We start from the raw sequence: 18,096 nt of genomic DNA, 5'->3' as shown, positions 1-18,096 counted from the left end.
GACCTGAATCACAGTGCATCGCATCAAGCGCCCACACTTATCGGTTGTTTAATTGTTAAAGAGCGGTACTGCAAATTCGGTACTACAAACTGCTTACTGCTACCTGCTGATCCTGCCAGCGCTGCGCGGCTTTCGCTTTGCGTCGCTTGCTGTTTTCAGCAGCAGAGAGGCGAGATTATGAAGAAGTTTTTATCGCTTGTCAAGTCAGCTTCGTTCGCTTTCGCGCCACCGCTTTCTTGCCTGCGACCTCTTTCAGGTCCGCTCCCTTTAGCAGCTATCGAAACATCAGAACCACCCATCCGGGTAAACCCTAAGTTTTCGGCAACTGCCAAGCCTGAAACTATAACACGACTTTTGCAGATTATGCAACCGGCTCTTGCCTAATTTGCATCCTATCTTGCAACCCCGCCACCGGCTTTCGCTAGCGGCGACCCTGAAAACCAGAGGCCGGTTACTGCTCAGATGACTTGAGATATCGAACCGGGTAAACCCTTATTCGCCATCGCCAGCCAAGCCCAAGACTATAGCACGATTTTTGCAGAAAGTGCAACTGGCTTTTGCCTGATTTGCACCGATCCTTGCAATCCCACTTGGCGGCCATCACTGGCTACTTGGCGGCAGGCCGAAGCCCGTCGTACTGCTTGGCTTCGCGGTTCAAAGTGTCTGAACTGCGAAGGAGCGAGACTATAGCACGGAATTTTCAGGGCGCTGTCCAAGTTGACACCCATTTTGCAGAAAAGTGAACATTTAAAGGGACACACCCTGTTAACGGGCCGCTGACGCCGTCGTGCGGACCATAGGAAGGCCCTCGCAGCAGGCCGGGTCTTGCCCGCCCCTCTATGTCTATATAGAAAGCCTTCTGTATAGGGTCTATATATAGAGAGACCAACGCCACGCCTACAGACGCAGCTCTGTCGTTTCTTTGATTTGCTGAAGCGCAAAGAAGGACCGCATGTCGACAACTGCCGGGTGGCGCATCAGCGTGTCCATTGCGAAGCGGGAAAAATGCGCAAGATCGGCCACCTGAATTCGCAAAAGGTAATCCATGTCACCCGACATCGCATAGCATTCGACGACCTCTGGCCACAGTTGCACGTCGCGGGCGAAGTCACTCATTGGGGCATGGCTGGAACCGCTGTGTTTGTTCAGGCGGATATTCACATATGCCAACAGCCCCAAGCCGACCTTCTCGGCGTCGATCAAGGCTACGTACTTTTTGATGAAGCCTTTCTCTTCCAGCCGCCGGACCCGGCGCAGGCATGGGCTGGGGGATAGGGAAACCCGGTCCGCTAGTTCCTGATTGCTCAAGCGGCCGTCGCGTTGCAGTTCGGCCAGAATCCTTAGATCTGTCCTATCAAGCTCGATATCAGACATTTATTGCCTCAGAAGTTTCCAATGCGGCAATATTATTGCTCAAGACCCAGGCTTCGAAGCCATGTTTGCAATTGTCTGCCCGTCGATCCTACCTACAATCTCCTTCTAGACTTGAAGGACAAGTCGTCCTGAAAAATGATGCAAGGGAGCAGACATATGAGCAGCGCATTCCAACCGTGGGACAACCCGATGGGCACCGCCGGGTTCGAGTTCATTGAGTACGCCGCGCCGGACCCCGCCGCGTTGCGCAAGGTGTTCGAGCTGCTGGGCTTCAAGGCAATTGCCAAGCACCGCCACAAGGATGTCACGCTGTATCGTCAGGGCGGCGTCAACTTTTTGATCAACGCCGAACCGGATTCCTTTGCACAACGTTTCGCACGGCTGCACGGACCGTCGATCTGTGCGATCGGGTTTCGCGTGCAAGACGCCAATGCCGCATACAAGCGCGCCTTAGAGCTGGGTGCGTGGGGCTTCGATTCGCACAGTGGTCCGATGGAACTGAACATCCCGGCCATCAAGGGCATTGGCGATTCGCTGATTTACCTGGTTGACCGCTGGACCGGCAAGGAAGGCCACGGTGGTATTGGCGACATCAGCATCTATGACGTGGACTTCGTGCCCGTCGACCCAGACAATGCACAGGCCGACCTGAACCATCGCGGTGCTGGCCTGACGCTTGTGGATCACCTGACACACAACGTCCACAAGGGCCGCATGGCCGAGTGGTCGGAGTTCTACGAGCGCCTGTTCAACTTCCGCGAAGTGCGCTACTTCGATATCGAAGGCAAGGTGACGGGCGTGAAGTCGAAGGCCATGACTTCGCCTTGCGGCAACATCCGCATTCCGATCAACGAAGAAGGCACGGAAGAAAAAGGACAGATCCAGGAGTATCTGGACCTGTACCGTGGCGAAGGCATCCAGCATATCGCGATGGCCACGGATGACATCTACAGCACTATTGAGGCGCTGCGCGAGTCGGGCGTCGTGTTTCTGGACACGCCGGAAACGTATTACGAGCTGCTGGACCGCCGCCTGCCCAACCACGGTGAAGACGTTGCACGTCTGCAGAAAAACCGCATCTTGTTGGACGGCGCACCGGGTGGTGGCCTGTTGCTGCAGATCTTCACGGAAAACCAGATCGGGCCGATCTTCTTTGAGATCATTCAGCGCAAGGGCAACGACGGTTTCGGCGAAGGCAATTTCAAGGCTTTGTTCGAATCGATCGAGCTGGACCAGATGCGTCGCGGCGTTGTAAAGAACGTCGAGTAATCACTTCCCCTGCCAGCGCGCAGTGCCCACGCATCGGCGCTGGCTTTGAAGCCTCACCAAATGGTGGGGTTTTTTTTTGCCCGCGGCACACGCGAGGGCACCGCGAAGATGGACTCAGCGCTTCAGGCGATCCTGGAATTGCTTACGGAACTTCGCGACCTTGGGCGCGATCACAAACTGGCAATAGCCTTGTTCGGGATGCAAAGCAAAGTAATTGCTGTGGTAGTCCTCGGCTTGCCAGAACCGCGCGGGCGGTAGCAGTTTGGTGACGATGGGCGCGTCATACACCTGCTGCGCCTCGACCTCGGCCATGACGGCCTCGGCCTGCTCGCGCTGCGATTCGTTCTGCCAGAAGATGGCCGACTCGTACTGCGGGCCAATGTCATTGCCCTGGCGCCCCGGCGTAGTGGGATCGTGGGTAGCGAAAAACACACGTAGCAAATCGCTGAACGACAATTCCGACGGGTCGAACTCAATTCGGGCCACTTCGATATGCCCGGTGTCTTTGCCGCATACCTGTTCATAGCTCGGGTTGTCGACATGCCCGCCGCTGTAGCCGGGCAAGACGCTTTTGACCCCACGCAGATCGACGAAGACCGCTTCGACGCACCAGAAGCAGCCGCCGCCAAGGACGGCGACCTCGTTGCCGGGGGAAGGTTGTTCTGCCATGACAATTCCTCTCTTATAGGCGACCCCATTGCGGGCCGCGCCCCCGCGCATCGTGCGCGGGACGTAAAGATTAAGACTACTGCTTGGCGGGCGCCAGCGACAATATCCATTCGGCCAGCAGGCGGGCGTCTTCCTGGCTGACATGCGTTTGGGCAGGCATGGGAACCGCGCCCCACGCGCCACGACCGCCACCACGAATCTTGCCGGCCAGGTAATCCACCATGGCCTCGCCCTGCCCCGCATAACGTTCCGCCACGCTCTTCAAGGGTGGCCCCACGCGTTTGGCTTCTACCTGATGGCAAGCCATACAGGCCTTGCTTTTGGCCAAATCCAGGCCGGTGGTTTGTGCCTGGACAGCGCCTGCGCTCAACACGCAGGCCGCAGCCGCCCACAGACTAATCTTCAAATGCATCGGTAACTGCCCCACGGCTCGCGGTGCTGGCGAGCTTGCCGAATTTGGCAAGCACACCGCGTGTATAACGCGGCTTGGGCTGGACCCAGGCCTGGCGACGAGCCGCCAAGTCTTCGTCGCTGATGTTCAGCTGCAGCAGCAGCTTGTGGGCATCGATGGTAACCGAATCGCCTTCCTGGATCAGGGCGATCGGGCCACCAACGTAGGCTTCAGGCGCGACGTGGCCGACCACCATTCCCCACGTGCCGCCGGAAAAACGGCCATCGGTGATCAGCCCCACCGTTTCGCCCAGGCCCTGCCCCACCAGCGCGGACGTAGGCGCCAGCATTTCGCGCATGCCGGGCCCGCCCTTGGGACCCTCATAACGGATGACAACGACGTCACCGTCCTTGATCTGCCGCGCCATGATGGCCGTCATCGCGTCATCCTCGGAATCGAAGACGCGCGCCGGGCCGGTCATGACTGGATTCTTCAGCCCCGTGATCTTGGCCACGCAGCCTTCCGGCGACAAATTTCCCTTCAGAATCGCCAAATGGCCCTGCGGATACAGCGCGCGGTCCAGCGGCATGATGACGTCCTGATCCGTGCGCGGCGCATCCGGCACATCCGCCAGCGTCTCTGCGATGGTCTTGCCTGTGATGGTGATGCAGTCGCCATGCAAGAGGCCGGCATTCAGCAGCAGCTTCATCACCTGCGGGATGCCGCCCGCGCGGTGCAGATCGGTGGCGACGTATTTGCCCGACGGCTTCAAATCACACAGAACCGGCACACGCTTGCGGATGCGTTCGAAGTCGTCGATGGTCCACGGCACCTCGGCGGCATGAGCGATAGCCAGGAAGTGCAACACGGCATTCGTGGAACCGCCCGTGGCCATAATGACGGACACGGCGTTTTCAATGGACTCGCGCGTAATGATGTCGCGCGGTCGTAGATTGCGTCGCACCGCATCGACCAGCACACGGGCCGACTCGGCAGCCGACACGACTTTCTCGTCGTCCTCGTTGGCCATCGTGCTGGAATACGGAAGGCTCATGCCCATGGCTTCGAAGGCGGAGCTCATGGTGTTGGCGGTGTACATGCCGCCACAGGAACCCGAGCCCGGTATCGCGCATTTTTCGATCTGCTTGAAATCGGCTTCCGGCATGCGCCCCATGGTGTATTCGCCCACGGCCTCGAACACCGACACGATGGTCAGGTCGTTGCCTTTGTAATGGCCGGGCTTGATGGTGCCGCCATAGATGTAGATGCCGGGCACGTTGGTGCGCGCCAGGGCAATCATGCCACCGGGCATGTTCTTGTCACAGCCGCCGATGACCACCACGCCGTCCATCCATTGGCCTTGCGCTGCGGTCTCGATACAGTCGGCGATGACCTCGCGCGACACCAGTGAATACTTCATGCCCTCCGTACCCATCGACATGCCGTCCGAGATGGTGGGCGTGCCGAACACCTGGGGATTCGCGCTGGATGCACGGATTGCATCGATGGCGGCGTCCGCCAACCTTTGCAGCCCGCTGTTGCACGGCGTGATCGTGGAATGGCCGTTGGCCACGCCGATCATGGGGTTGTCGAAGTCGGCTTCTTTGTAGCCCAGCGCGTAATACATGGCGCGGTTGGGCGCGCGCGCGACGCCGTGGGTGATGTGGCGGGAACGTTCATTGTTCGGCATGGTCTGTCTCTCCTGTCGGCCGTCGGGGTGCGGACATGGCGAACGCGCCCGGGAAGCTGGCTCGCTTGCATGCGTGCGAATCTTCAGTGCTCGCCGGTTATTATCATTCAACTTTATTGTGTCGGGCAGAACATGCTGCAATATCCAAAATTCGACCCCGTAGCCTTGCAGATCGGGCCGCTGGCCATTCATTGGTACGGGCTGATGTACCTGGCGGGTTTCGCCCTGGTGTATGTGCTTGGGCGTCGGCGCATTACAAGCGGCCACACCACGTCGCTGAACATGCGCGATCTTGAAGACCTGATTTTTTACAGCGTGCTGGGCGTGGTGCTGGGTGGCCGGCTGGGCTACGTGCTGTTCTACAAGCCTGCGTACTATCTGGCGCACCCGCTGGAAGTGGCCTATCTATGGCAGGGCGGCATGTCGTTTCACGGCGGGCTGATCGGCGTGATCGTCGTCATGCTGTTGTTCGCCCGCAAGAAGAAGCTGCCGTTTTTCGCCATCAGTGATTTCATCGCGCCGCTGATCCCGCTGGGCCTGGGTTTTGGCCGACTGGGCAACTTCATCAATGGCGAACTTTGGGGTCGCCCGACCGATGTGCCGTGGGCCATGGTGTTCCCGGACAGCGGCGACGGGCTGGCACGCCATCCGTCCCAGCTGTATGAGCTGGGCCTGGAAGGCATCGTGCTGTTTGCGTTGCTGTGGTGGTTTTCCAGCAAGCCGCGGCCGCTGGGCCAGGTTAGCGGGCTGTTCCTGATGGGCTACGGAACGTTCCGCTTCCTAGTGGAATTCACCCGCGAGCCGGACAACTTCCTGGGCCTGCTCGCGGGGGGCTTGAGCATGGGACAGTGGCTGTCCGTGCCGATGGTCGCCTTGGGCGCCATCATGTTCACCCTTACTGCAAAACGATCGTCCCGTTAACGGCGACGCTGACCGTGACGTCTCCCGCTTCCAGCGGGACGTCCGGACTGAAGCCGCCGGATGCGTCTTTAGCCATGGCGGCCGCGCCCAGCATGCGCGGCATCGGCACCGGGCCGCCTGAGCCACCCAGTTCCAGCTTGGACAGGCGGTAGCCTGAAAATCCGAACGCGTTTGCCGCGGCCAGGGCACGGTCCTTGAACGCCTGCGCCGCTTCTTTCAGCAGCTTGCGCTCTTCGGCCTCGCGCGCTTCACGCGACAGCGAAAACGCGATGTTCGAGATGGCCGTCTTGTCCGACAGCTTGGAAGCCAACGCGGCCGCCGCGTCGAAGTCCTTGGACTCCAACACAACTTCGCCCTGCCCACGCCACGAACTGATCTTGCCCTTGCTGCTCGTGTTAGGCCACACGTTGAAACCGCCCGTGCGGACTTCAACACCCTTGGTGTCACGCGCGCGTTTGACGACGTCATCCAGGATGGCCGTCAGCTTCTTGCCGGCGGCCGGCTGATCGGGAGCATCGACTTCAGCCGTCAAGGAAATGCGGACGGTGTCCTGCTTGACTTCTGACGAGGCCGCGGCTTGCAGCGTCATTTCGGGAGAACGATTCGTGGACGCTTCCGTTGCGGCGGGCGCCACGGCGCCTTGCGCTTGCGCGTATGCCGGTTGCACGGCGGCGATGGCGGCCACGGCTGCGCACGCTGCGCCGAGTTTCGTCAGCGAAAAAACAGGGTGTTTGAACATGGACGGGTCCTAGGATAGAGGACAGAGGGGAATAACTTGGGGGATTTTTGGCACCCGACGCGGACCTGCGCTGTTGGCAGGCCCGCTGGGATAGATGCCCCGCCTGTGCCGTCAAGGCCGGCATCTCGAACCCTGAGGTTCAAGGTGGTCGCGTTCCGAAGAGCGTCGGGTTCGTCTACGAGAGACAATCACTCCAGCTCTGCACTCCCGCAACCAATATGCCAAAAGACATAGGTTCAGAGAATGTATGGCCTAGTCACGGACACGGCAGGGACAAACTGAAAATTCTTGAATACAGCTTTATGAACGTTAGAGCAGTTTTTCCTGACCCGACAAGGCGTCATCGAGTACTGCGTTCATGTCCTCAATTCTACGCTTGAAGTCGCCAACCGCCAAACCCCCTAGCGGACCATCGGGCGCCTTCATCGCAAGCAGCTCGCCGGCCACCTGCAATGCGGCCATGACAGCAATGCGTTCGTTGCTGGAAATCTTGCCGGTTCCCTGGATACGAAGCATCAACTGGTCGACATGGCGCACGGCGGCCATCAACGTGGGCTTCTCTTCCGCGGAGCAAGCCAGCGAATAGTCGCGTCCTAATATGGTTACGTCTACGCGTTCCATCAGTGTTGCTCTCCAGACGGTGCGCCCGGCAGGCGGGCCAGCACGGCGTCAATGCGCTCGCGGGCCGAAGCGGCGGCCACGCGCAAGCGCTGTAGTTCGTTGTCGCGAGATTGCAAGGTGCCTTGCAGTTCAGATTCGCGGGCGGCGAAGCGCGACTCAAGCGCTTGGCGTTCGGCGGATTCGCGGGCAAGCTGTTCGCGCAAGGCAACTTCGGCCTGCTGGGCTTGCTCGAGCATCGCGGTGACGGCGCCGTCGTGATCCTGAAGCTTGGATTTCAACGTGACGATGTCGGCCTCGCGCTCGGCGGCGCGCTGCTTCAGCACACGTTGCTCAGCTTCGAAGTCGTTCAAGCGTAGGCGCAACGCATCACGCTCTGCGTGGAGTTGGCGGGTGCGTTGCACCAATTGCCCGATTCGGGCGGCGAGTTGGTCTAGATCTTGCAGCATGGGCGCTATCGTAAACCATCCTGAGGTAGACCGGGCCTCTTCACGCAAGGTGAGAAACCCGGCAATATTCGGTAGGAATTACGGTTGTGATGTCGGCGGCGCGAGGCTAACCGATTCCGGCCCCAGAAGAAAAGTCCCCCTCCTCCAAAATCCCCGCATCCGGCCGATCCGGCTTTCGCATTTCTTTCTATAAACTTTCACTTAGCTTTCAAAAAGCCCTCAATCTTCCCGCGCCGTTACATCTGGGGGTCGGGAGTACCCGAATTCTAGGGAAAACCCCAGCCTTTCACGGACCTTACAGGGTTTGCAGCGTGGCAGGCGTCCATTACCATTCGCCCTTTCAAGAAACCACGCCGTCGCTTTCAGAATAACTAATGGCACCCTGAAGTGCCTTTTTTGTGCCTGTCACTCGCCTTTCGGCGAGTCCCCTCCGGCTACAAACTTTTTTATCTACATGCTGTAAACAGGAGCCAACCAATCATGCAGCTACGCAATCGACAGGACTTCTGGTCTGGGGTGATGTTCATCGCCCTTGGACTGGGATTCGCCTGGCAGGCCAGCAGCTACCAAATGGGTACTGCTGCCCGAATGGGCCCAGGGTACTTTCCTTTCTGGCTAGGCATTGTTCTGGCTTTGCTGGGCGCCATCGTGCTGCTTGGCTCGCTTTCCAAGAAAGCGCACGAAACGCACATCGACAAGTTCGACTGGCGCATCGTTTTTCTCGTCGTGGGTTCGGTCGTCTTGTACGGCTTCATCCTGAAGCCGCTGGGCATCTACCTTTCGGTATTCATCCTGGTTGTCGTAAGCAGCCTGGCCAGCCATGAGTTCAGCTTGAAGGTCGCCGTCGCCAACGCGATCTTCCTGGTGGTGTTCTCGTATCTGGCATTCGTCAAGGGGCTGGGGCTGATCTTCCCGCTGTGGCCGTCCTTTCTGGGCATGAACTAAGGAGCAACCGGTCATGGAATTGTTTGACAACCTGATGTTGGGCTTCTCGGTGGCGTTCACGCCCGAGAACCTGGCCTATGCACTGCTGGGCTGCATTCTGGGCACGCTGATTGGCGTGTTGCCGGGTATTGGCCCGGTCCCGACCATCGCGATGCTGCTTCCGATCACGTATGTGTTGCCCCCGATTGCCGGCCTGATCATGCTCGCGGGCATCTATTACGGCGCGCAATACGGCGGTTCCACTACGGCAATTCTTGTGGCGCTGCCAGGGGAAACGTCCGCGGTGGTGACCGTGCTGGACGGTCACCAGATGGCCCGTAACGGCCGTGCCGGTGCCGCCTTGGCTATCGCCGCGCTGGGCTCGTTCTTTGCCGGTTGCGTGGCTACGCTGCTGCTGGCCGCGTTCGCGCCTCCGCTGGCTGAAGTGGCCTTCAAGTTCGGTCCCGCCGAGTACTTCTCGCTGATGTGCCTGGGTCTGGTCGGCGCCGTGGTGCTGGCTTCGGGCTCGCTGCCCAAGGCGATCTCGATGATCATCCTGGGCCTGCTGTTGGGCATGGTCGGCACCGACGTCAACTCGGGCGTTGCCCGCTTCGACTTCGGCATCCCCGAACTGCAAGACGGTATCGACTTCGCCATCGTGGCCATGGGTGTGTTCGGCTTTGCCGAAATCATGACCAACCTGGAGCAGAAGGAAAACCGCGTCGACATCACCGACAAGATCGGCTCGCTGTACCCGAACAAGCAGGAATTCAAGGAAGCCGCTCCCGCCGTGCTGCGCGGAACGGCCCTGGGTTCGGCCCTGGGTATCTTGCCTGGCGGTGGCGCCGTGCTGTCGTCCTTCGCTTCCTACACCCTGGAAAAGAAGATCTCGAAGAATCCGGAACGCTTCGGCAAGGGCCACCCGGCCGGCCTGGCGGGCCCGGAATCGGCGAACAACGCCGCGGCACAAACCTCGTTCATCCCGCTGCTGACGCTGGGTATCCCGGGTAATGCCGTGATGGCGCTGATGGTCGGCGCAATGACGATTCACAACATCCAGCCCGGCCCGCAAGTCATGACGAGCCACCCGGAGCTGTTCTGGGGCCTGATCGCCTCGATGTGGATCGGCAACCTGATGCTGGTGGTGCTGAACCTGCCGCTGATCGGCCTGTGGGTCAAGCTGCTGAAGGTGCCCTACCGCATCCTGTTCCCGGCAATTCTGGTGTTCTGCACGATCGGTGTGTATTCGTTGAACTACAACTCGTTCGACATCTTCACAACGGCCATCTTCGGTGTCATCGGCTACGTGTGGTCGAAGCTCAAGTGCGAAGGCGCACCGCTGCTGCTGGGCCTGGTTCTGGGTCCCATGATGGAAGAGAACTTCCGCCGTGCATTGCTGCTGTCGCGTGGCGATTTCAGCACCTTCGTGACGCGTCCGCTGTCGGCATCGCTGCTGGCCGTGGCCGCCTTCCTGGTGATCCTGGTGGCCCTGCCCGCCATCCGCAAGAAGCGCGAAGAGACCTTCGTCGAAGAAGAGTAAGACGCGAATCCGCCGCCTTGGGCGGCGGTGCCGGAGCTATCCAAACCCCTGGGCTTGCCCCAGGGGTTTTTTCATTGGGCCACCCGGCAAGAAAGCTGCCAAAGACTACGCCGGACTACGGGCGGCCGGATACGGGCGGCCGGATACGGACAGCCGCTACGGTAAAGTACGGGTTTACCCCACGCGATGATTCGGCATGAATTTCGACTGGAACAACCCGTACCGCACCACCCGCATTCCCGTTTTCGCTCGCAACGTTGTCGCCACGTCGCAGCCGCTGGCGGCGCAGGCGGGCTTGCGCATCCTGGCCCGGGGCGGCAACGCCGTTGACGCGGCCATCGCCACCGCCGCGACCCTCACGCTGACCGAACCGGTCAGCAACGGCCTGGGTTCCGACTGCTTCGCCGTCATCTGGGACGGCGCAAAGCTTCATGGCCTGAATGCCTCCGGCCCCGCCCCAAACTCCTGGAACCTGGATTATTTCCGGCGCAAGCACCAAGGGGCGATTCCCATGCGCGGCTGGGACAGTGTCACCGTGCCCGGATCGGTGGCCGGCTGGGCCGCACTGCATGAAAAGCTGGGCAGCCTGCCGTTCACCGAGGTACTGGGGCCCGCCATCGAATACGCCGAGCGCGGTTACGCCGTGTCCCCCATGGTGCATGAAAAATGGGCGGCGCAAGCCGACCTTCTGCAACCCCAGCCGGGGTTTGCCGACCATTTCCTGCCGCGCGGCCGGGTTCCCCACGTCGGCGAACATTTCGTGTTGGCGGGCGCCGCCGCCACCCTCAAGCGCATTGCCGCAACGGGCGGACGCGATTTCTACGAAGGCGAAACCGCGCACAAGCTGGTAGCGCACGCGCAGGCGCATGACGCGGCGCTGACCTTGGCGGACCTGCGCGACTACTCCCCCGAATGGGTTGCGCCCATCAGCCAGCCTTACCGCGGCCACACGCTGCACCAGATTCCACCCAACGGCCAGGGCATCGCGGCGCTGATCGCGCTGGGTATCCTGCAGAACTTTGACCTGGCCGCCCGCCCCGTCGATCATCCCGAGACCCAGCATCTGCTGATCGAAGCCATGAAGCTGGCGTTTGCCGACGTCTATGCCCATGTTGCCGACTCGCGCCATATGCGCATGACGCCCGAACAGATGCTGCGGCCCGATTACCTGGCTGAACGCGCACGCCTGGTCAATCGAAACGCGGCGCAGGATTTCCTGTCAGGCCATGCACCTCAAGGCGGCACGGTGTACCTGACCACCGCCGACAAGAGCGGCATGATGGTCAGCTTCATTCAATCGAACTACATGGGCTTCGGCTCTGGAGTAGTGGTGCCGGGCACCGGGGTCAGCCTGCAAAATCGCGGACATTGCTTCAGCACCCGCCCCGAGCACCCGAACGTGGTGGCCGGCGGCAAGCGGCCGTTTCACACAATTATTCCGGCGTTCCTGATGCGGGACGGCGCACCCGTAATGAGCTTTGGCGTCATGGGCGGCAACATGCAGCCGCAGGGACAGGTGCAGACGCTGGTGCGCATGCTGGACTACGGTCAGCAGCCGCAAGCCGCCTGCGACGCACCACGCTGGAAGTGGAGCCACGGGCTGACCATTGACGCCGAACCCACTCTGTCGACCGCGGTGGCGCAGGGCCTGCGCGCGCGCGGCCACGTGCTGGAAAGTGTGGACGATCCTTACATGGACTTCGGATCCGGTCAGTTCATCTGGCGGCTGGGGGATCCGGCCGTTGATGGCTATGTCAGCGCCAGCGATAGCCGACGCGATGGGCTCGCCGCCGGCTTTTGATTGCGTTAAGGTTAGTGTCCTCGGACAGACCTTACTTACATAGAGCGGAGTTTCCTGCATGGCAACGATCGGTACCAAGAGCTACGACGCGGTCGTAGCCCAGAAAGTCGCTTTCCTCGGCCTGGGCGTCATGGGTCTGCCCATGGCCGGCCACCTGGCCCGCGCGGGCCACGACGTGACGGTGTACAACCGCACGCCCGCCAAGGCGCAAGCCTGGGCCGCTGAATTCGGCGGCGGCCACGCGGCCACGCCGCGTGAAGCGGTGGCCGGCGCACAAATCGTGTTTGCCTGCGTAGGCAATGACGACGACCTGCGCAGTGTGGTCCTGGGGCCCGACGGCGCCTTTGCGGGCATGGCCCCAGGCGCAGTCTTCGTGGACCACACCACCGCGTCGGCGGACGTTGCCCGCGAGCTCTATGCCCAGACCAAGGATCTGGGCCTGAACTTCGTGGACGCGCCCGTCTCAGGCGGCCAGGCCGGCGCCGTGAACGGCGTTCTGACCATCATGTGCGGTGGCGAAGCGGCGGTGTTCGACGCCATCAAGCCGGTCGCGCAGAGCTTCGGCCGCGCGGTCACGTTGGTCGGCCCCCCGGGCTCTGGCCAATTGGCCAAGATGGTCAACCAGATCTGCATTGCGGGCATCGTTCAGGGCCTGTCGGAAGCGGTGGCGTTTGGCCAGGCCGCCGATCTGGACATGAAGCTGGTGCTGGACGTGATCAGCAAAGGCGCTGCGCAAAGTTGGCAGATGGAGAACCGGGGCGGCACCATGGTCGACGACAAATTCGAATTCGGATTTGCGGTCGACTGGATGCGCAAGGACCTGGGCTTGGTACTGGCCGAGGCCCGCAACAACGGCGCCCGTGTGCCGGTGACGGCGTTGGTGGACCAATTTTATGGCGACGTCCAGAAGATGGGCGGGGGCCGTTGGGATACTTCCAGCCTGGTGAAGCGCCTGCGCGATTAAGCGCAGCGCGGGCAACGTCGCCGTAACGGGGCGACAAAAAAGGCGAGCCGAATGGCTCGCCTTTTTGTTTCTTCATCACGGCATCACGACTTCACGATTTCACGACTTCACGAATCGCGCACACGTGGCTGCCTGCATCCAGCGATCAGGCTGCCAGGCCCGCCGGCACCGCGTCCAGGACCAGTGCATCGATGCGCTGCTTGGCCAGGGCCACCCCTTCCAAGGCTGCCACTTCGCCCATCGCCATGCCTTCGGCCGCGATGAACGTCACGGAATCCATGCCCAGAAAACCCAGCATCTGGCGCAGGTAAGGCGTCATCGTGTCGGACGGCGTGCCTTCGGCCTTGCCGCCTCGTGCCGTCAACACGAACACCTGCTTACCCTTGACGAGGCCTTCCGGCACGCCTTCGGGCGTATAACGGAACGTGACGCCGGCGCGGGCCAGGTAGTCCAGGTAGCTCTTGAACTGCGCCGGCAAGTTGAAGTTGTACACGGGCACGGCGAACACGATGCGGTCGGCTTCCATCAGTTCCGCGACCAGTGAATCGCTCAACTCAACGATGCGTTGCTGCTCCACGCTGCGGGCATCGGCGGGGGTGAACAGCGCGCCCGCCGTGTTGCCGTCAAAGTAAGGAATGGGCTGTGCGCCGATGTCGCGGATCTTCACGCTGGCGGCCGGGTTGGTTGCCTTGAGGCGTGCGATCAGGTGGTCGGCCAATTCCTTGCTGTGCGAACGGTTGCCAAGAATCGAGGAAAGAATAACAAGGGTCTTCATAGCGAATTTCTCCAGTGGACCCGCCTGGGGCGGGCGTCGGAATCTGTCAGCGCCACGTCCGGTTCAAAGGGAAGTCCGGACTGGGCTGGGCGCCGGGTGGCGGTGGCAGATCCCGAATGCATGGCGTCACTGTAGACCGGTTCATTGTTCGCATAAACCGGGATATGATGAACTGTTCGTTCCAGGAATAGAACAATCATGCAAGATCTAAACGACCTTTATTATTTTTCCCAAGTCGTTGAGCAAGGCGGCTTCAGCGCTGCCGCCCGCGCTCTGGACATCCCCAAATCCCGCCTTTCCAGGCGGATTTCGCATTTGGAGGAAAGCTTGGGGGTACGCCTGCTGCAACGCACGACGCGGCGCCTGCGGCTGACGTCCGCCGGGGAACGGTATCTGCACTACTGCCGTGAAATGGCGGCGTCCGCGCGCGCCGCTGACGATGCCATGCGCCAACTGCAATCGGAACCAGCCGGCCCCGTCATCGTGAGTTGCCCGGTATCGATTGCCCAGGATGTGCTAGCGCCGCTGTTGCCCGAATTCCTGGATGCGTGGCCGGCGATTTCCGTGCAGTTGCTGGTAACCAACCGGCGGGTTGATTTGATACGCGAAGGCGTGGACCTGGCGCTGCGTGTGCGAACCAAGCTGGACACCGACGCCGAGCTGGTCGTGCGCCATCTAGGCACGGCCCGCGGCACGCTGGTTGCCAGCCCGGGCTACTTGCAGCGCCGGGGCAGCCCGGACACGCCGCAAGACCTGGCCTCGCACACCACGTTAAGCTTTTCCGACCCACAGAACGAAGTGCGATGGCCGCTGCGCAATGACAAGGGGGAAGAAGTGCAGATCGAGCTGAAGCCGCAGCTATCGTGCAACGACTTCATCGTGCTGACCGAAGCGGCCGTGCGCGGACGTGGCATTGCGCTCTTGCCGTCGATCGCCACGCAAGAGCAGCTGCGCCGTGGCCAGTTGGTGCCGGTGCTGCCGCAATGGCAATCGCCGGAAGGCATCGTGCATTGCATTTATCCATCGCGGCGGGGCATGATGCCCGCCGTGCGGACGCTGTTGGATTTTTTGTCGCAACGCCTGCCGTCGATGTACCAGCGGCTGGAAAAAGCCGTGGCGCCCGCAGCTCAGTAGCCGCGCGTGCGTTCGACCACGCCGGTGATCGCTTCGCCGCGCATCAGTTGAGCGACCTTGCCTGCAATCTGCTCGATGCTTTCGTCGCGCAGCGTACGGGCCGCGATGTGCGGCGTGACGTGCACGCGCGGGTCGCGCCAGAAGGGATGATCGCGCGGCAGCGGCTCGGTGTGAAATACGTCCAGCGTCGCGCCGGCGATCTCGCCTTCTTCAAGCATCTGCACCAAGTCGTCTTCAACCAGATGCTCGCCACGGCCGACGTTGACCAGATGCGCCTCGGGCAGCAATTGCGACAGCGTGTCGCGATTGAGGATGCCGCGCGTGTCGGGCGTCAGCGGCAACACATTGACCAAAAAGCGTGTGCGAGCCAGAAATGCCGGCAGCGCGGCTTCGCCGGCAAACGACTCGACGCCGGGAATATCGCGCGGCGACCGTGACCAGCCCGCCACCGGGTAGCCAAATTCCGCCAGGGTTTGCGCCACGCGCGCGCCCACCTGCCCCAGCCCCAACACCCCCACGGGCCAATCCGACTGTGAGGTGCCTTCACGCGTATCCCAATGCTGGCGCGCCTGTGCTTCGTCAAATGCCTGGAAGTCTCGCGACACGCGCAGCAACGCGTACAACGCATATTCGGCCATCTGCACCGACATGCCGGCATCTTCCAGGCGCACGATACGAACGTGCTCGGGAATCTCGGGCATCTTCAACAAGGCGTCTACGCCCGCCCCCAGATTGAACAGCGTCGTGACGCCCGTTTCGTGCTTGAAAAGCTCTGCCGGAGGACGCCAGACCAACGCCACTTCGGCGCCTGACGGCGGGCCGTCGGGGTTCCAGACCGAGATGCGGCACCCGGGCATCGCGGCTTCCAAGGGCGGCACCCAGACGTCGGGATCGTGGTGGGGGCAAGCGAAAAGAATATGCATGTTGGCGGCTCTGCAAGGCGTATCGGAAACCGCAAGCATGCAGGATGGCGCCACACAAATCAAACGGCCCGGCATGAAGCCGGGCCGTCGCCGTACTGACGTAAGCGCCGCTTAAACCGTTTGCGGCACTTCCGGTTTGGTCTTGTCCTTGCCCTTTCCACGGCGCGCGAACGCCCACACTTGCAGCAAGATCAGCAAGGCGCTGGCGCCGATGAACCACGCGCTGATCGGGCGTTGCACGAACACCATCAGATCCCCACGCGACAACAGCAGAGCGCGGCGGAAATTCTCTTCCACCATGGGGCCCAGCACAAAACCCAGCAGAATGGGCGCCACCGAGAATTCCAGCGTCATCAAGATCGCGCCGATCACGCCGAAGGCCAGCACTTCCCAAATCTGGAAGAGGCTGTTCTGCGTGCTGAACACGCCCACCGCAATGAAGAACAGCGCGGACGGGAACAGATAGCGATACGGCACTTGCAGCAGCTTGACCCACACGCCGATCAGCGGCACGTTCAGCACCATCAGCAGCACGTTACCCACCCAGAAGCTGGCAATCAGGCCCCAGAAAATGTCCGGATGCTCGGTGATCAGCTGCGGACCCGGCTGGATGCCCTGGATCAGCAAGGCGCCCAGAATCAGCGCCATCACCGCGTCGCCGGGAATGCCCAGGCTCATCGTGGGAATGAAGTCGACCTGCGTCTTTGAGTGCGACGACGCTTCCGGCGACGCCACGCCGGCGATCATGCCGGTGCCGAACTTTTCGGGCGTCTTCGAAATCTTGCGTTCCAGCGCGTAGGCGACGAAGGTCGTGATGGTGGGACCGGTGCCCGGCATGGCGCCGAACAGCGTGCCCACCGCGGTACCGCGAACCATCGGCCAGAAAGCCGTCTTCAATTCCTGCTTGGTCGGCCGCATGTCGCGGATGCGCAGCTTGGCGCCGCTGCCGATGATGGTCATGCGATTGACGCTCATCAGGAAGTCGGCCACCCCGAACAGGCCCATCGAAATCGCCACCAGTTCCAGGCCGTCGGACAAGTCCAGCAGGCCGAACGAGAAACGGATAGTGCCCGTGTTCACGTCGGTGCCGACCACGCCGCACATCAGGCCGAACAGCGTCATCGCCACGCCCTTCAATGGCGAGCCGCGCGACATCGTCGCACCGGCCAGCAAGCCCAGCAACATGATCGAGAAGATCTCGGTCGGGCCAAATTTGAAGGCGACTTCCACCAGCAAGGGCGACGCGAAGATCATGACGATGATGCCGACCGAGGCCGCGAAGAACGAACAGATCATCGTGATGCCCAGCGCGGTCCCTCCCTTGCCTTGCTTGGTCAAGGGATAGCCGTCAAGGCAGGTGACTGCATGCGGCGGGTGCGAAGGCAGGTTGAGCAGAATGGCACCGATGGCGCCACCATACTGCGAACCGTAGAAGATACCGGCCAGCATCAAAATGGCGGGCACCGGCTGCATGACGTAGGTCAACGGCAGCAGGATCGAAATGGCCGACAAGGCGCCCATGCCGGGCAGCACGCCGATCAGGTTTCCGACCAGCACGCCAAAGAACGACCACATCAGGTTGTGCCACTGGAACGCAACGCCGAAGCCGTACCAAAGGTCCATCAAAGACTGAGAGATCATGGCGCTTCAACCCCAACGAAACAGCGGCAGCTGCAATTGCAGCGCCCACCAGAAGACGACGACCGCGATCGCGGACATGGCAACCGACAGCAGAATTGCCTGCTTGATGGTGTTCTTGCGATCACCCAATGCCGAGATGAAGACGATGGCGAAGGTGGCGGGCAGCAGGCCGCCGTAGTGGCCCAGCAGCAAGAACGCCAGGATGCCGAGCAGGATGCAGGCACTGCCCCGCATGTCCGGCAAACCATGGGCGTGGCCGTCGCCCGGCGCGGGC

Annotated in this window: 19 protein-coding genes and 1 other RNA gene; 8 read left to right on the top strand and 12 right to left on the bottom strand. The window is 61.4% G+C overall.

The window, feature by feature from the left end; translation table 11 throughout:
* Positions 1–384, top strand: a 384-nt coding sequence (locus ACNPP0_RS13260) for a hypothetical protein (protein ID WP_448706136.1), incomplete at its 5' end; no start/stop codon positions are given.
* A 513-nt stretch (positions 385–897) separates the two neighbouring features.
* Here the strand turns inward: ACNPP0_RS13260 and ACNPP0_RS13255 are convergent.
* A complete protein-coding gene (locus tag ACNPP0_RS13255; RefSeq protein ID WP_175134542.1) occupies positions 898–1,374 on the bottom strand; it encodes an Lrp/AsnC family transcriptional regulator in 477 nt (158 codons plus the stop codon).
* A 156-nt stretch (positions 1,375–1,530) separates the two neighbouring features.
* Between ACNPP0_RS13255 and hppD the strand changes: the two genes are divergently transcribed.
* Positions 1,531–2,643 (top strand): 4-hydroxyphenylpyruvate dioxygenase, encoded by a 1,113-nt coding sequence (gene hppD, locus ACNPP0_RS13250; protein WP_046807628.1) that lies wholly within the window; start codon positions 1,531–1,533, stop codon positions 2,641–2,643.
* A 114-nt stretch (positions 2,644–2,757) separates the two neighbouring features.
* On the opposite strand, the gene msrA is transcribed toward hppD, so the two are convergent.
* The 3 genes from msrA to ilvD form a co-directional block, all read right to left on the bottom strand.
* Entirely contained in the window at positions 2,758–3,312 is a 555-nt protein-coding gene (gene msrA, locus ACNPP0_RS13245; protein WP_332612073.1) for a peptide-methionine (S)-S-oxide reductase MsrA, read from the bottom strand.
* 76 nt (positions 3,313–3,388) lie between these two features.
* Positions 3,389–3,724 (bottom strand): c-type cytochrome, encoded by a 336-nt coding sequence (locus tag ACNPP0_RS13240; protein WP_332612074.1) that lies wholly within the window; start codon positions 3,722–3,724, stop codon positions 3,389–3,391.
* Positions 3,708–5,393 (bottom strand): dihydroxy-acid dehydratase, encoded by a 1,686-nt coding sequence (gene ilvD / locus ACNPP0_RS13235; RefSeq protein WP_448706135.1) that lies wholly within the window; start codon positions 5,391–5,393, stop codon positions 3,708–3,710. The genes ACNPP0_RS13240 and ilvD overlap by 17 nt, the downstream gene beginning before the upstream one ends.
* 132 nt (positions 5,394–5,525) lie before the next feature.
* Between ilvD and lgt the strand changes: the two genes are divergently transcribed.
* Positions 5,526–6,314 carry a prolipoprotein diacylglyceryl transferase gene (lgt, locus tag ACNPP0_RS13230; protein WP_046807624.1) on the top strand — a complete coding sequence of 263 codons (789 nt, stop codon included), beginning with the start codon at positions 5,526–5,528 and terminating at the stop codon, positions 6,312–6,314.
* Here lgt and ACNPP0_RS13225 read toward each other — a convergent pair.
* From ACNPP0_RS13225 to ACNPP0_RS13210, 4 genes are all read right to left on the bottom strand, one after another.
* Positions 6,289–7,053, bottom strand: a complete 765-nt coding sequence (locus ACNPP0_RS13225; protein ID WP_332612077.1) for an SIMPL domain-containing protein — start codon at positions 7,051–7,053, stop codon at positions 6,289–6,291. The two genes, lgt and ACNPP0_RS13225, sit on opposite strands and share 26 nt — an antisense overlap.
* Before the next feature lie 92 nt (positions 7,054–7,145).
* A non-coding RNA gene (ssrS, locus tag ACNPP0_RS13220) (6S RNA) lies at positions 7,146–7,330 on the bottom strand.
* Positions 7,331–7,362: 32 nt separating this feature from the next.
* Positions 7,363–7,674 (bottom strand): cell division protein ZapA, encoded by a 312-nt coding sequence (locus ACNPP0_RS13215; RefSeq protein ID WP_006217444.1) that lies wholly within the window; start codon positions 7,672–7,674, stop codon positions 7,363–7,365.
* Positions 7,674–8,120, bottom strand: a complete 447-nt coding sequence (locus ACNPP0_RS13210; RefSeq protein ID WP_332612079.1) for a hypothetical protein — start codon at positions 8,118–8,120, stop codon at positions 7,674–7,676. Before ACNPP0_RS13210 ends, ACNPP0_RS13215 begins: the two co-directional genes overlap by 1 nt.
* A 480-nt stretch (positions 8,121–8,600) precedes the next feature.
* On the opposite strand from ACNPP0_RS13210, the gene ACNPP0_RS13205 reads away from it, so the two are divergent.
* The 4 genes from ACNPP0_RS13205 (at position 8,601) to ACNPP0_RS13190 (ending at position 13,349) form a co-directional block, all read left to right on the top strand.
* Positions 8,601–9,065 carry a tripartite tricarboxylate transporter TctB family protein gene (locus ACNPP0_RS13205; protein WP_314360825.1) on the top strand — a complete coding sequence of 155 codons (465 nt, stop codon included), beginning with the start codon at positions 8,601–8,603 and terminating at the stop codon, positions 9,063–9,065.
* 13 nt (positions 9,066–9,078) lie between these two features.
* Positions 9,079–10,584 (top strand): tripartite tricarboxylate transporter permease, encoded by a 1,506-nt coding sequence (locus ACNPP0_RS13200; protein WP_104145126.1) that lies wholly within the window; start codon positions 9,079–9,081, stop codon positions 10,582–10,584.
* Positions 10,585–10,780: 196 nt separating this feature from the next.
* Entirely contained in the window at positions 10,781–12,385 is a 1,605-nt protein-coding gene (locus ACNPP0_RS13195) for a gamma-glutamyltransferase family protein (RefSeq protein WP_448706133.1), read from the top strand.
* 58 nt (positions 12,386–12,443) lie between these two features.
* Entirely contained in the window at positions 12,444–13,349 is a 906-nt protein-coding gene (locus ACNPP0_RS13190; RefSeq protein WP_332612084.1) for an NAD(P)-dependent oxidoreductase, read from the top strand.
* Positions 13,350–13,494: 145 nt separating this feature from the next.
* Here the strand turns inward: ACNPP0_RS13190 and ACNPP0_RS13185 are convergent, their stop codons facing one another.
* On the bottom strand, positions 13,495–14,124 hold the full coding sequence (locus ACNPP0_RS13185; RefSeq protein ID WP_448706132.1) for an FMN-dependent NADH-azoreductase: 630 nt from the start codon (positions 14,122–14,124) through the stop codon (positions 13,495–13,497).
* Between the two features lie 198 nt (positions 14,125–14,322).
* Between ACNPP0_RS13185 and ACNPP0_RS13180 the strand changes: the two genes are divergently transcribed.
* A complete protein-coding gene (locus ACNPP0_RS13180; protein ID WP_332612087.1) occupies positions 14,323–15,258 on the top strand; it encodes a LysR family transcriptional regulator in 936 nt (311 codons plus the stop codon).
* On the opposite strand, the gene ACNPP0_RS13175 is transcribed toward ACNPP0_RS13180, so the two are convergent.
* The 3 genes from ACNPP0_RS13175 to ACNPP0_RS13165 form a co-directional block, all read right to left on the bottom strand.
* Positions 15,252–16,181, bottom strand: coding sequence for a 2-hydroxyacid dehydrogenase (locus ACNPP0_RS13175; protein ID WP_448706131.1), 930 nt, complete (start codon positions 16,179–16,181; stop codon positions 15,252–15,254). The two genes, ACNPP0_RS13180 and ACNPP0_RS13175, sit on opposite strands and share 7 nt — an antisense overlap.
* 111 nt (positions 16,182–16,292) lie before the next feature.
* On the bottom strand, positions 16,293–17,822 hold the full coding sequence (locus ACNPP0_RS13170) for a tripartite tricarboxylate transporter permease (RefSeq protein WP_332612090.1): 1,530 nt from the start codon (positions 17,820–17,822) through the stop codon (positions 16,293–16,295).
* Positions 17,823–17,828: 6 nt separating this feature from the next.
* Positions 17,829–18,096: tripartite tricarboxylate transporter TctB family protein (locus tag ACNPP0_RS13165; protein WP_448706130.1), on the bottom strand; the 268-nt coding region annotated here is incomplete at its 5' end.

This window comes from Achromobacter semiaridum (assembly GCF_053543755.1).
This window is presented reverse-complemented; position numbering and strand designations above follow the sequence as displayed.